This window comes from Gilliamella sp. X-23, assembly GCF_057063545.1.
The window spans coordinates 23,699-38,695 of record NZ_JBXSQG010000018.1 but is presented as its reverse complement, the minus strand read 5'-3'; the positions used below and the strand labels follow the sequence as shown (position 1 = coordinate 38,695).

The following is a 14,997-nucleotide window of genomic DNA, read 5'->3' as shown; positions in this document are numbered from 1 at the left end:
TGATGAAAATAAGAACTGTGTCTGTTTTAGACTACGGTGAAATTGAAAAAGATTTTGAGCATAGGTTTGGCAGGCCAGATGCCAGATGCCAGATGCCAAGTATGATAGCGCATTTCGATCATCCTGTCAAGTAACTTTTTGTTTTATTTACATTTTTTATAATTGACTGCTCAACTAATGAGCAATCCCTTGCTTTGAAAGCGCTTAAATTATAATCGCTTGAATAATAATGTGCTACCTTTTTTGTTAAAAATTTGTAAAGTTTTGTTAAAGGATGAGTCAGCCTATGTTTGTGTGCTTTGGGAAATAGTTTTGGGTGGTGGTTTTTGGTTAAAAACCAACAAACAAAAACTTCAATAAAATCAATACCTTTTCTGACCGATTTTTAAAGGTAAATTTGTTCCTATAATCCAATTAGTTATGCGCTAAAAACAATAAATAAAATATAAAAACCAAAATTGTTACGGCTTTATCAAATAACATTGCCTAAATCATTCCTATACAAATAGTTTAGTTATCGTTCTTCGATAAAGCCTTCGTTTTTTGCTGTAAATCAGTTATAAATAGTCATTATGTTATTTTATTTTCATATGATTTAATTATTTTATTTTTTCGCTGCCGATTCGCAATTAATTTATAGCAAATGGTTATGCCATGAAGCAACGCTATTAAAGCAGTGATAATAAAAATAGAGATGCCGATAAATATAGGCGAGTTAAATGACAATAACTGTTCTTGATGGAATCTATATAAAAAATCATCATTAATAGTTAGATCTAAAATTGTGTTATCACTTTGATAATTAACCCCCGTCACTAGCCCTGAAACCTTTACTTTTCCGCCCTTTCCTAGTAACGCATTATAGTATGTTTCTGTCAGACTTATATCTTCGTCATCGGGATAGCTGATCTTTATCTCTTGTGTATTTGCTAATGCTAAGCCGACACTTTGTGCTGAGTGTTGATAATCAGTTAGAGCTGTGTTTGCTTTTTCTAGGTAGTAAGATAACACACTTCTTTTTAAGTTATTGATTTGTGGTTCTAGGTGTTCAAGCATACCGGCAACGATAATCTTTTCGTAGTTTGGGTGCTGTTTGCTATATTCAACAAGTTGAGGCCATTGGTCGAGTGTGCTGGCGGTTGGTTTAATGGTTTGGAGTAAAATCTGCTTGGCTCGTCTACATTTGTCCTCATCTAACAATTGGCAGCTTTCGTCAACGGTTAGAATTAAGCGATCAATATGTAATAGTTTGGTTAATATTACGCCAAATTGGTAATCCTCGTTGTAGTCTGTGTTTTTTCTGTTGTTTAGCCGTTTTTCAAGCTCTGTTACGTCATTATCTCGTGCTGTTTCAATTAATTTATCGCCAAAAAACGCGTTTAACAGATCGTTCTCAAATGAGGCATCTTCGGCATTGTTTGCGGTTTGCTCGTTAATAAACACTTTATCGCAATGTTCTAAATACATGTTGCTTTCCGCATTACATGATGCGCCATTGAGTTTTATATTAACCAAGTCGCCCTTTTTGATTGGGCTGTTTTTTAAAGATTCGGCATCTTTAATGTTCCAAATACTGACATGGTCATTAAAAGGATAACTAGCCAGTGTCAAATTATCGGTGATATTAACTAATTTAAAGATGATAATAGATAAAAAAAGCGCTGTAACAAATAGGATTAGATTGCGCATTATAAATTTTGGTGGCCCAAATTCTTCTATTTCACGACTGATGGATAATGAATTGCCATAACGAAGCAGTTTTTTGCTATTTGCAACGATATCCATGTCGATATTTTCATTCGTTTTATCAGGCAGAAATGGAGCCCAATAAGCGGGGTATTTTAAAGTTAGATCATCACCAACGATCATTTGGTTTTTTATTTCATTTTTGTGTCGAATTTTCGTTTTTATGTGGTTAACATCTAATGTGTAAGATTCAGCTTTACGAAAGTAAAAGAAAGCAGTAGCAGATAAACTAAGCGCGATAAATACAGGTAAAAAACTATCAAAAGAGTACCAGTACTTAGCAAATAACATCGCTGCTACCACTAAAAAAACGGCGGCAAATATGCCATTGTTTTGTTTACTTCGATTCGCCGATTCTAGAGGTGTTTCTTCACGCTGTTCGACTATTTCACAAGTAAACTTGCTTTTTAATTCAGTATCTTTATCAATTTTAATTATGCTGTCATTTGCATCAGTTAGGTTTTGTTCAAGTTCAAGTTCGACTTCTGCTTTTTGACTTTCCCAAGGCTTCGCAAAATGTGGTTTTAGGTTTGGTTGCTTTTGATTTTGTTGTGCTGTTTTTAGGTCATATTGATTGAGTTTGACCACTATTGCATAGTGTTCGGTAAATACGACTTGTACGATGTTGATATCTTCAACGTATTGTTCCATGTCATAAGGAAAAAAGACAACGGTATCACCAATTCGATAAGTATAGATAGGATCATTACGCTTATTAGACTGGTTAATAGCAATACAAGAGCCAACGATAACTGAAACAGTTGGACTAACTAATGAAGGCCCATGTTCATAAGGCCCTACCATAGAGGGGTCGTTAAGATAAGGTTCAAGTAGTTGGTATTCTTCTTCTTTTATTGTTCGACTTAAGTTAGAGAAAAATGATAAACCATATTTGTTATTTTCATCATTGGAATTATCACTAAAATCAGCTAACGTGTCTAAACCATAGCCGTTAAAACTAACGGCAATCGCATAGCGCGATGTGAAAACGACTTCCACAACATTATAATCTAAAGCAAATAGTTGTAAATGATAAGGGAATAGGACTTCGATACCATCGATTTTGTAATAAAATTCAGTTTCTTTTGAATCGGTATAAAGACTATGGCGAACGCAGTCTCCCTCAATAATAGATACTTCAGAATTCACTAATGAAGATTGCAATTTATAAGGCTTAACCAATTTTTTATTGGTGAGATAAGGAGTTATCAGCTCAAGTTCTTCTGATGTTAATCTTCTTGTTGTTTGGCGATTATTTATACGCTCTTCTAGGTTTCTTCTGTTTTGTCGACGTTCATATTTAAAATCACTCCACTTCGCAAATCCGATTAAGGCACTAAATAACATGATTAGGAGTAAAATGATTTTTAAAGTAAAAATAGTATCCATTGTTTGGCGTTTTCCTTTTTATTTCAGTGTATTTCTATTTTCTTTATGTTTAACAATGTAGAAAACCAATGCGATTACATTTAATTTTCTATATAACAATATGTTATATAATAATTATATTATTCGATTTTTATATATAGCTAAAATTTTATTCTTACGTCGATGATTAGCCAACAATTTGTAACAAATTACAACGCTATTTAAAATCGAGACTAAAGCCGTAATCATAAAAACAGCAAGACTAACAAAAATTGGGGATACGAATGAAAATAGTTCATCTAAATTCGTACTGTAATGAGAGTTTGCGTTAATCTTCAAACCCGATATTGAATTATCATCTCGATAATAAATATCGCTAACTCGTCCAACAATGTCAATGTTCCCCGCTTTTTCAAATAGCACATCATAATAGTATTCTACATTTAATAATGAAACAGGCCCTGATTTGTCATTATTTATATGTTCTAGTTTGCCCATTTCTAAGTAACTATTTTCGGATAAATCAATCCTAAAACTTGATTTATTATGCTGATAATCTGAAACAACACTCTTTAATCTTGTGATTACATCTGCCTTCAATCTTGAGATTGAACTATCAAGCTTAGAAACATTTCTGACGGAAACAATTTCATTATGATTTGGATTAATTTCAGATATATTAACAACTTTTTCCCAATCAGATAAATCATCTGAAACCTGTATATCAAACAAAGCAGTCAACTCTTTCTTGACGCTTAGACAATCGATTTCAGAAACTTTGCATACTTTATCCACAGTAATTACGATTTTTCCAATATCTATTAGTTTTGTAAATGATTCTTTGATATATCGTTGATATTGAGATGTTATCCTATCAAAGGATTTATACAATTCAATCAATCGGTCTTGATATTGCTGCGCTGCAATAACATCTTGATCAACACGAGTATTTATAAAATTATCTTTAAATAAATTTTTTATTGGTTCAGCTATTGATACTATGTAATTAGTTTCGATATCAATAGGTTGATTATTGATGAATAATGTATGACACCTATTTTCATTTTTCTTTTCATTTACATCGCATGATGCACCACTTATTTTTATATTGACTAAATCACCTTTTTGAATTGGACTATTTTTTAAGGTTGATTCATCCTGTAAATTTCTAGCGGTTATATTGTCGTTGAAAAATTGATAAGCTAACATTGCATTATCAACTAAACTTGTTTGAAAATAGACAACAGCAGATAAAATAGTTCCAGTAATTAAGAGTATTAAATTATGCTTAGCAAATTTTGGTGCTCCAAATTGTTCGATCTCTTGGTTAATGGAAAGTGTATTTTCATAACGAATTAGCTTTCTATCACTCACTGATATGTCCATGTTTGCAGGCAAAGACGACTTGTCAGGAAGAAAAGGCAGCCAATGGTGGGGAATGTTTAAAATATAATCTTCACCAATGATAACTTCTTTTTTAGAAACGTTTTTATTTTTAATTAAGCCCTTAACGCAAATTACGTTGTTTAAATCGTATTTAGATCTAGGCTGATACCAATAAAAAATAACGGAAAGTATCGTACTAAAAATAACTAAAATAAGGATGGTAGAATTATTGGAATACCAATAGATAAGGAAAAACACAGTCATCAAAGTTAAAAAAATAGCTGATAATAGACCGTTACCTTTTTTATTTCTATTTCTTGATTCTAATGGAGTTTCTTCACGTTCCAACAATTTTACAAAATCTATTTTTTTGTCAGGGTTCGGTTTTACGCTCACTACAGTATCATTACTTGTTTGTTCATCTTCTGGCATTTTAGAATCAAAAGATTGCTCATACATCCAAGGTTCATCTAATTCTGAGCATATGATTCCGCCTTGAGATTCTGCGGCAGTCTTTAGATCATAATCATTGATTTTAACCACAAATGCATATTTCTCGGTAAAAACGACTTCTGCAACGTTAAAATCTGAAATATGGAGGTACATGTTATAAGGGAAAAAGAGTTCAATCCCATCAATCTCATAATAAAAAGAGGTTTCTTCAGTATTCGTATATAAACTATGACGGACACAATTCCCTGATATCTTTGATACTTCTAAATCAATTAATGATGATTGATATTTATACGGAAACACTAGCCATTTATTATTCAGATAAGGTTCTAAAAGTTCAAATTCGTTTTCGGTTAATTTTCTTATTGATATGCGATCATTAATAACATTCTTTAAATTTTGCTTATTTGTATGTCTTTTTGAGCTATAATTAATCCAAGAAAATATAGCAAGGCCTATCAAAAAAATCTTAATTAACCAATAAAACTCCATTTCACTATTTTCCTTATATTATTTTTTTATTCTAATATTTTTAATAACATTAAGGCGCACAATGCGCCTTAATGTTATTAAAAATGCTAATAATGAATATCACTATTTAACTGTTTTTTCACTACGTGATAAACCAATAATCCCAGAGCGTACAGTTTCGACAATATTACAAGTTTCGCGAATTGAAGCTAAGAATGAGTCTAGTTTTTCACTCGTACCCGATAATTGTACGATGTAATGTGTCGCAGTCACATCGACAATCGATCCCCTAAATATATCGGCACAACGTTTTACTTCGTCACGCGCATCCGAACCTTTTGCGGCAACTTTTACTAGCATGATTTCACGCTCTACATGTGGCCCTTCGGTTAAATCATGCACGCGATAAACATTAACCAATTTATGCAACTGTTTTTGAATCTGTTCAAGCACATGCTCATCACCCGTCGTTTGTATCGTCATACGATGCATAGTTGGGTCTTCAGTTTGCGCGGTAGTAATTGTTTCAATATTAAAACCACGTTGTGAAAATAAGCCAATTATTCTTGATAATGCGCCGGGTTCGTTTTCGGTTAAAATTGATAATATATAACGCATTAGGTTCTCTCCGTTTTACTAAGCCACATTTCGTTCATTGCGCCACCTCGTACTTGCATTGGGTACACATGTTCAGTAGCATCGGTCATGACATCAACAAAAACCAAACGATTTTTAATGGCTAATGCTTGTTTTAGTTTTGGTTCAAGTTCTTCACGCTTGGTTATAACCATTCCAACATGGCCATAAGCTTCTGCAATTTTGGCAAAATCGGGTAAAGATTCCATATAAGAGCTGGAATGCCGGCCTGCATAAATCATATCTTGCCACTGCTTAACCATGCCTAAAAAACGGTTGTTTAAATTTAACACCAGTACTGGTAAACCATATTGCAATGCAGTTGATAGCTCTTGAATATTCATTTGAATACTGCCATCACCTGTTACGCACACAACGGTTTTTTTAGGGAATGCTAATTTAACCCCAAGCGCTGCTGGCAAGCCAAATCCCATGGTGCCAAGTCCACCTGATGTAATAAAGTGACGCGGCTTGTCAAATGGGTAATAAAGTGCCGTGAACATTTGATGTTGCCCCACATCGGTTGCCACAAAAGCATTCCCTTTGGTCAATTTGTATAATACTTCAATGGCTTCTTGTGGTTTGATGCTTTCACCATCATGACGATAAGCCAAACAGTGACGAGCTCGCCAATGTTCGATCTGCTTCCACCAATCGATCAGCGCATCAAGATCACGTTCGGTAGAGGACTCATCTAACATTGACAACATGGTATCAAGTACGACTTTGGCATCACCCACCACTGGAATTGAAGCCAAAATGGTTTTAGAAATTGAAGTTGGGTCAATATCTACATGAATAATTTTGGCTTTTGGGCAATATTTTTCAACATTGTTGGTGGTTCGATCATCAAAGCGCGCACCAATTGCAAAAATCACATCAGCATTATGCATAGCCATATTGGCTTCATAAACCCCATGCATACCAATCATGCCAAGGTAATGTTTGTCGGTCCCCGGAAAGGCGCTAATGCCCATCAACGTTGAAGCAACTGGTAGATTGAGTTTTTCTGCAAGTGTTTTAATTTCGCTACTTGCGTCAGCAGCAATTACCCCCCCACCAATAAATAATACTGGCTTTTTAGCGGATAATAACGTGGTTAGGGCTTTTTTGATCTGCTTTTTATGGCCTTGAATAGTTGGGTTATAAGATCGCATTACAACAGATTTTGGGTAGTGATAATTATATTTGTTAGCAGGATTGACAATATCTTTTGGCAAATCAATCACTACAGGTCCTGGTCTACCTGTCGAGGCAATATAAAACGCTTTTTTGATGGTTTCTGGAATATCTTTACTGTCTTTAACTAAAAAACTGTGTTTAACAATTGGGCGAGAAATGCCTATCATGTCACATTCTTGGAATGCATCGTTACCAATTAAATTGCTAGCAACCTGCCCAGACAATATTACTAGCGGTACAGAATCCATGTATGCGGTTGCAATTCCGGTAATGGTATTCGTTGCTCCAGGACCAGATGTAACTAAAACAACACCAACATCACCTGTTGCTCTGGCATAACCATCAGCCATATGCACGGCAGCTTGTTCATGACGAACTAAAATATGTTCAATGCCACCTAATGTGTGAATGGCATCATAAATATCAAGAACACTACCACCGGGATAACCAAATATCTGTTTTACTCCTTGGTCAATCAATGATTGAATAACCATCTCTGCGCCTGACAGTTTTGCCATGGTTGTTGCCTCCAATGTAACTGATTTTTCATTTTGTGAATCATTTTGCATCAACTTGTAAGCAAAATCAATAAAGTCAATTAGCTAAGTTCATTACAAATAAAATTAAGCACTCACAATATTAATTTTTAAAATATTATGAATAATATCCATAATCTATCAATTTTATTTAAATATTGCTGATTGATTTCATTGTTATTTTTTTATTTTTTATATACACTCAGAAACTAAGTATTTCTAGTCATAACAGTACTAGAATTCTTCATTACTCAAGGGTATCAATATGAGCAATATTTCATCTAAACCAACCTCACTTGCTGACTGGCAATTAGTTAAAGTTACTGGCGAGGATAACCGTGTTTTTCTGCAAGGACAAATAACCAACGACATTAACCGACTTTCAGAACAATCAACGCTCTATGCCGCTCATTGCGACAATAAAGGCAGAATGTGGAGTACTTTATTGTTGTTTCAACGCGGTAATGATATTTACTACATTGAGCGTAAAAGCGTTGTGAAAAAACAGATTGCCGAACTAGCAAAATATGCCGTTTTTTCTAAAGTGACCATCGAACCAGTTCAAGATTTAAATATGATAGGTTTGGTCGGTGATGCAATTCCCACAGAAATCGCTACGAAATTAAGCGATATAAGCTGTTTAACTGAAAATAACATCACCTATATCAAAGTACCTTTACCAGAAATGCGGGTTATTATGGTCACACCAGAACCCATTGCGGGTGATTTAAATCCATGCAGTGAGTGGTTAAAACTTGATTTGCAAGCAGGCTATCCTATTATTGATGATAGCAATATGGCAATTTTATTACCGCAAGCTTGTAATTTACAATCTTATGACGCAATTAGCTTTGAAAAAGGCTGCTACTGTGGTCAAGAAATGGTCGCCAGAGCGCAGTTTCGTGGTGCTAACACTCGTGGAATGTATGTAATAAAAGGCACCAGTGACGTTCTTCCTAAAATTGGCAATACGCTTGAATATAAACTTGCTGGTGGTTGGCGAGAAGGTGGGCTGGTATTAGCCGCGGCAAAACTTGATGATAAAGACGGCATTTGTGTTCAAGTCGTTCTTAATAATGGAATTGATTTAAATACGCCATTTAGAGTTTTTGGAAACGATAACAGCCGAATGACGTTTTAATTGTTTTTGATCAACAAGCTGGAATAACATCACATTTATTCCAGCCGTCTTTGCCTATCGTTTTAACTTAGTTCGCAAGTTCTTGGTTAACAATTTCAATAAAATAGCTTACTCCAGTTGTTAACACTTCATCATTGAAGTTAAAGGCTGGATTATGTAAGTTAGCTCCTTTACCTGCGCCTAGCCAAACGTATACACCCGGTATTTTTTGTAGCATAAAGGCAAAATCTTCTGATCCCATTGAAGGAAGAGGATCAATAATTACGTTATCTTGCCCGACGGTTTTTTTAGCAGCAACAATAGCAATATCGGCTTGTTTGGCATAATTAATCGTCGCTGGGTAACGGCGTTGATAATCCACTTCAGCCTTGGCTTCAAATGTTGAGGCAATACCTGTTGCTATTTGTTTAATGCGACTTTCAGCCATATCTTGCACTTGTGCACTAAATGTTCTAACTGTACCTCGAATCACCGCTGTTTGAGGTAACACATTCCAAGTATCGCCGCTGTGAATTTGTGTTACGCTAACGACTAACGAACTTAAAGGATCGGCATTACGACTGACAATGCTTTGTAAACCATTAACGATTTGTGTGGCAGTTAGTATCGTATCTTTGCCCAAATGAGGAGCTGCTGCATGAGCACCAACACCGGTTATTTTGATTTCAAAAACATCATACGAAGCCATCATTGGGCCATGATTAATATAAAAGTGATTTAATTTCATATTTGGCTGATTATGAATACCATACACCGCTTCAATCGGGAATCGTTCAAATAAACCATTTTCAACCATAACGCGTGCCCCACCCTCGTTTTCTTCAGCCGGTTGAAAAATAACCACAACAGTACCCGCAAAATCACGGTGTTCACTCAAATACTTAGCAGTGCCGAGCAACATAGCAGTATGCCCATCATGACCACATGCATGCATTTTGCCATGCGTGGTTGAGCAATAATCGATAGTATTTTCTTCAATAATATCTAATGCATCAATATCAGCTCGAAGTGCAATCCACCGCCCTTCTTGATTACCTTTAATAATACCAACAACGCCAGTGGGTGCAAAATCAGTATATAACTCGGTAATGCCAAATGATTGCAGTTTTTCGATGATAAATTTGGTGGTGTTGACTTCTTCGAAAGCAGTTTCAGGATGAGCATGAATATGATGGCGCCATGCGATCATTTCGCTTTTCAGTTGGTTAATAGTATTTGATATCATGAATGATTCCTTAATTAGTGACTGAATTACAGCACAACACGCTGATTTAGCTAGCACTATAACGTGATTTTCACTTTTATAAAAATAACTATTTTTACTATGAATATCAATTTTAGTTATATGGTGAATATATTGAACAGCATAATTATTTTATGCACTACACATTATTGATTAAATAATTTATTAAAATTAAATGGTTCCTAAAAATTATTTAACAATAATAATAAAGCACATAACCAGAAATTAATAAAAAAGGACCAAATGCAATACCTTTTAAAGTATTTTTATTAAGGATATACCGTAAAAAAAGATAATACACTATCCCCAGTAACGAGGAAGAAAATAATAACATAGGTAGCTTAGTATAAGGCACCCAACAGCCTAATGCCGCTAGTAATTTAATGTCCCCCCCACCTAAGCCCTGTTTTTTAGATACTAAATAAAAGAAAGTGGCTGGAACTTTTAATAATAGATATCCCCAAAAGATACCTAATAGCGCATCGGTTAAGGTGATGTTAGTCATATTAAAATAAGCAAGTATTAGCCCAAACCACATTAACGGTTGCGTAAACAGATCAGGTAACAAATAGTATTTAAAATCCAGTAAGGTCAAAAGTAAAAAATAACAACCAAGAAACATTAAAATCCAACTTTGATAGTCAATACCTTTATCAAAATAGATAATAGCAAATAAAGCCGAAACGAATAATTCGACAATCAGATAACGATATGAAATCTTAGCTTTACAGTAATGGCAGTGCCCTTTTAGTATTAGCCAAGCAACAACTGGTACCAATTGCCAAGCATTGAGTTGATGATGACAATGTGGGCAAGCAGATCGGTAAAAACTAATGCGGTATAAATATTGGCAAGGTGTCAGTGTTGGCAAATAACGGCAATAAGCAACATGGACAAAGCTACCAAAGCAAAGGCCTAAACAGATAATCATAAATGCTAACATTAGTGAATCACCTCGCCCATTTGAAATATCGGTAAATACATAGCCACAATTAAGCTGCCAATAATTAAGGCCAGTACAAACATTAATAACGGCTCAAATGCTTGTGATAAATTATCAGTTAAGGTTTGATTTTGTTCTTGATAATAGAAGGCTAGCTTATCAAGCATTAAATCTAATGTACCTGACTCTTCTCCCACAAAAATGAGTTGCGCACATAAATGGGGAAAATGTAGTTGCCGATGCAATACATGGCTAAATGAATGCCCTTGTTCAATGCCGGTAATGATTTGTGAAAGACTATCACGATAAAGACAATAATAAGTGGTATTAGCCGCTGCGGCTAAACCAGCTAATAAAGGTATGCCTGCTTTTTGGGTGATAGCAATAGTTTGAAAAATTTGGGCTAAGCAACTGGTTTTAATCACCTGACCAATAAAGGGACATTTAATTACCATCATCTCTATTTTATGGCGATAGCGCACTTTTAAATAGCGCTGATAGCAAAAATAACTGATGAAAAACGCCATGCACAAAATTAACCAACTTTGTTGTAAACAATTTGAAAAATCGATAACTGCTTGTGTGAAAGCAGGTAACTCGGCATCGAAATCTTGATAAATATCCGAAAATTTTGGTAAAACAAATAACAACATCACTAAACTTACAATTACCGCAACTAATAATAAAAACAGTGGATAACGCATTGCCTTTTTCAGTTTTTTTTGCAATTTGATAGATTTTTCAAGTAATAACGCTAACTGCTCAAAGCTTTCGTCAAGCTGTCCTGTAAGTTCACCAGTTGCAATAATTTCGCAATACAGCGCAGAAAACACTGAGTGATGTTGCTGTAACACTTGAGATAAAAATTCACCTTTGGCTACTTGTTGCTGAATATCAAGTAGCAGATATTGCCAATGCGGTTTGGTTTGTTCTTGGGCTAGCAACTGTAATGTATCAATGATGGATAACCCCGCCTTTAACATAGTCGCTAATTGTTTGGTAATGATCAGCAGGTCAGCACGATTAAAACTGCGAGCGGTAATAATACAGCCTGCTTTAATCTTAATGGCAATTTTACCTTGCAACAATAACTGACGTTTAACGGCTTGTGACGATTTAGCGATGATTTTATGTTCATTAAAATCTACATCATACCAATAATAGAGCCGCTTCATGCCGTATCACCCAATACGCGATTTAATTCATCTAGCGTTGTCATACCCTGCTTCACTAATTTTTGCCCAGCCATTTTTAACGAAAACATGTTTGAAGGAAAAATAGTTTGATTTGCTAATATTTGCTGTTGAATGTCAGGGGTGATAACTAAAAGTTCGTATAGTCCAATTCGTCCTTTATAACCACCAATACAATGAGGACAACCTGTGGCCAAATAATGTGGTTCAAGTTCATTTCCCAACCTAACCAAATCACTCGCCACTACTTTGCAATGTGGACACAGCTTCCGAACTAACCGTTGGGCAACAATTAATTGTAGGCTTGATGAAAGCAGATAATTTTCAATGCCCATTTGCTTTAAGCGTGTTATTGCCTCGACACTGGAATTAGTATGCAAAGTTGAGAGGACTAAATGCCCCGTTTGCGCGGCTTGAATAGCAATTTCGGCAGTTTCACGATCGCGAATTTCACCAACCATCATTACATCAGGATCTTGCCGTAGTAAGGCCCGTAATACGATAGCGAACGTTAATCCAACCTTAAGATTAATAGCTGTTTGGTTAACGCCTTCTAGAGGAATTTCAATAGGATCTTCAACACTACAAATATTACGTTCAATCTTATTTAACCATTTTAATCCACTATATAATGTTACTGTCTTACCACTACCAGTTGGTCCAGTAACTAAAATTAACCCTTGGGGATAATCTAGAATTTGTTTGAACTTTAATAGATCAGCTTCGGTTAACCCCAAGTCATTGATTGTTAGTTCAGAGTCATGGTTATCCATCACTCTTAAAACAATCTTTTCACCATGCATAACCGGTAAAGTGGAAATGCGCATGGTGTAACGGTCAATCACAAGTTGACCATCTTGAGGTAATCGGTGCTCAGCGATATTTAACTTAGACATTATTTTTAGCCTTGCTGTTATCTGTTTAGCCAATGCAAGGGGGGGTGATAACATATCATGCAAAACACCATCAATGCGCATGCGAATACGGTAACTGTGTTGATAAGGTTCAAAATGAATATCTGAAGCGCGCTTATCTAGTGCTTCAAGCAGCAATTTATCAATACTTTCAATTAACTGTTCTTCTTGCATAATAACGCTTCCTTATTCATTAACGATTAAATGATGAAGTTTAAAATTTGAAAATATCTTCACAAGCACTGGTTAAACTGGCATCGACTGGAGATGTGGTACAAACGCGATTCCAATCTAAATTACCATGCGTGGCATTAATTGTTGGTGTCAGTGTGGTGGTTAACCCCGCTAAAGCACTGGTTCCAACTAAGGTAATCACGCCGTTATTGACCGTAATTGAAGTTACATAGTTAGACGTTCGGCTTGCTGGTACCCCATTATTACCATTGCTACAATTGGCTAAACTACCTTGCTCGACAGCACAAATTTCGACAGCAGTTTTATACGATGTCATGATTTGCAGCATATCGGTCAGCGCCGCTTTTTTTACATATCCTTGATAAGCAGGTACGCCGATAGCCGTTAAGATAGCAATGATGATAATGGCAATCATAAGTTCAAATAATGTAAAGCCAGATTGATTAGACATAAATACCTCGATTTTTCGTCAATGATTTAATAGAAGAACCTTTATAGCAAAACAAAAAAATGGAATAATAGCGAAGTAGTAAGTTTGGAAAGAAAAATTCATTATGCAATTCATTATTACGTTGTATGCTCAATTTTCGCGAAGCAGATCGCAAAACACACAAATCTATACATCGGTTTATTAAATAAGTTGGAGTCAATATGTCCCTAAAAATTGTTAACGGTTGGTTGCAAGGTATAAAACACGTCGTTTCACCTTTTTATAATGAACGACCAGCCAATAAACCGATATCATTACTTGTTATCCATAATATCAGCCTACCGCCCAATCAATATGGGGGGCCTTATGTTGAACAATTATTTACAGGTCAACTCAATCCTAACAAGCATCCGTACTTTGCTTCAATTTATCAACTTGAAGTCTCAAGCCATCTGTTTATTCGACGTGATGGCGAAATCATTCAATTTGTACCATTTGATAAACGCGCTTGGCATGCGGGGAAATCCGTATTTGCAGGACAAGAAAATTGTAACGATTTTTCAATTGGTATTGAAATGGAAGGATGCGATAGTGACAACTTTACCGAACAACAATATCAGCAATTAGCGAATGTGACGTTATTATTACAACAAACTTATGCGATCCAAAACATCACAGGCCACAGCGATATTGCCCCAGATCGTAAAACAGATCCTGGCCCCTGTTTTGATTGGCAATATTATCGAAGTTTGTTAGCGCAAAAATCACAAGAACAAAAACTACTCAATCAAATTGAGCAAATTATTGCAGAGTTACAAAAAATCAATTTATGGCAAATCACACCGCCAAAACCTGATGCCTTTTTAAGTCAACAACCCTTTGCGCTTGACACCATGCAAGCACACGAATGGTTGCAATGGATTTTTATTCCGCGAATACAAGCACTCATTGATGCCAAAGGTAATCTGCCTAGATTTGCTTTGCATCCTTATTTTGAGGAAGCGCTAAAAGAGCAAGAACAAGATGTTAATCATCTGCTACATCTTATTAAGCAACTTGATGAATTATCGTAAATTAACAAGATAAAATGTACCGTATTAATATACGGTACATTAATGTGTAACAATGGTTAAAGTCAAAAAAATCGAATAAAAATCGGT

At 35.3% G+C, this 14,997-nt stretch carries 10 protein-coding genes and 2 pseudogenes; 3 read left to right on the top strand and 9 right to left on the bottom strand.

Features of this window, described 5'->3' with window-relative positions; genetic code table 11:
* Positions 1-570 precede the first annotated feature (570 nt).
* From ACYH9I_RS10450 to ilvI, 4 genes are all read right to left on the bottom strand, one after another.
* Positions 571-3,135 (bottom strand): IgaA/UmoB family intracellular growth attenuator, encoded by a 2,565-nt coding sequence (locus tag ACYH9I_RS10450; protein ID WP_483560666.1) that lies wholly within the window; start codon positions 3,133-3,135, stop codon positions 571-573.
* 114 nt (positions 3,136-3,249) lie between these two features.
* Positions 3,250-5,445: an IgaA/UmoB family intracellular growth attenuator gene (locus ACYH9I_RS10445; protein WP_483560665.1), complete on the bottom strand. Its 2,196-nt coding sequence runs from the start codon at positions 5,443-5,445 to the stop codon at positions 3,250-3,252.
* 102 nt (positions 5,446-5,547) lie between these two features.
* Positions 5,548-6,042, bottom strand: a complete 495-nt coding sequence (gene ilvN, locus ACYH9I_RS10440; RefSeq protein WP_065586122.1) for an acetolactate synthase small subunit — start codon at positions 6,040-6,042, stop codon at positions 5,548-5,550.
* A complete protein-coding gene (gene ilvI, locus ACYH9I_RS10435; protein ID WP_483560664.1) occupies positions 6,042-7,760 on the bottom strand; it encodes an acetolactate synthase 3 large subunit in 1,719 nt (572 codons plus the stop codon). The genes ilvN and ilvI overlap by 1 nt, the downstream gene beginning before the upstream one ends.
* A 283-nt stretch (positions 7,761-8,043) precedes the next feature.
* On the opposite strand from ilvI, the gene ygfZ reads away from it, so the two are divergent.
* Positions 8,044-8,919 (top strand): tRNA-modifying protein YgfZ, encoded by an 876-nt coding sequence (gene ygfZ, locus ACYH9I_RS10430; RefSeq protein WP_483560663.1) that lies wholly within the window; start codon positions 8,044-8,046, stop codon positions 8,917-8,919.
* Positions 8,920-8,986: 67 nt separating this feature from the next.
* Here the strand turns inward: ygfZ and ACYH9I_RS10425 are convergent, their stop codons facing one another.
* The 5 genes and pseudogenes from ACYH9I_RS10425 to ppdD all read right to left on the bottom strand — a co-directional run bounded on the left by ACYH9I_RS10425 (position 8,987) and on the right by ppdD (position 13,858).
* Positions 8,987-10,144 carry a M20 aminoacylase family protein gene (locus ACYH9I_RS10425; RefSeq protein ID WP_483560662.1) on the bottom strand — a complete coding sequence of 386 codons (1,158 nt, stop codon included), beginning with the start codon at positions 10,142-10,144 and terminating at the stop codon, positions 8,987-8,989.
* Positions 10,145-10,355: 211 nt separating this feature from the next.
* Positions 10,356-11,105 (bottom strand): prepilin peptidase, encoded by a 750-nt coding sequence (locus ACYH9I_RS10420; RefSeq protein WP_483560661.1) that lies wholly within the window; start codon positions 11,103-11,105, stop codon positions 10,356-10,358.
* Positions 11,105-12,280 (bottom strand): protein transport protein HofC, encoded by a 1,176-nt coding sequence (hofC, locus tag ACYH9I_RS10415; RefSeq protein WP_483560660.1) that lies wholly within the window; start codon positions 12,278-12,280, stop codon positions 11,105-11,107. Before hofC ends, ACYH9I_RS10420 begins: the two co-directional genes overlap by 1 nt.
* Positions 12,277-13,371: pseudogene (locus tag ACYH9I_RS10410) on the bottom strand (ATPase, T2SS/T4P/T4SS family); the annotation flags it as partial. The gene hofC and the pseudogene ACYH9I_RS10410, both read right to left, overlap by 4 nt.
* Before the next feature lie 55 nt (positions 13,372-13,426).
* Complete coding sequence (gene ppdD, locus ACYH9I_RS10405) at positions 13,427-13,858, bottom strand: prepilin peptidase-dependent pilin (RefSeq protein WP_483560659.1); 432 nt, start codon at positions 13,856-13,858, stop codon at positions 13,427-13,429.
* A gap of 200 nt (positions 13,859-14,058) precedes the next feature.
* Between ppdD and ampD the strand changes: the two are divergent.
* Positions 14,059-14,604 (top strand): annotated as a pseudogene (ampD, locus tag ACYH9I_RS10400) (1,6-anhydro-N-acetylmuramyl-L-alanine amidase AmpD); the annotation flags it as partial.
* Positions 14,587-14,910 (top strand): YqcC family protein, encoded by a 324-nt coding sequence (locus ACYH9I_RS10395; RefSeq protein ID WP_483560668.1) that lies wholly within the window; start codon positions 14,587-14,589, stop codon positions 14,908-14,910. The pseudogene ampD and the gene ACYH9I_RS10395, both read left to right, overlap by 18 nt.
* The last annotated feature ends 87 nt before the right edge of the window (positions 14,911-14,997 follow it).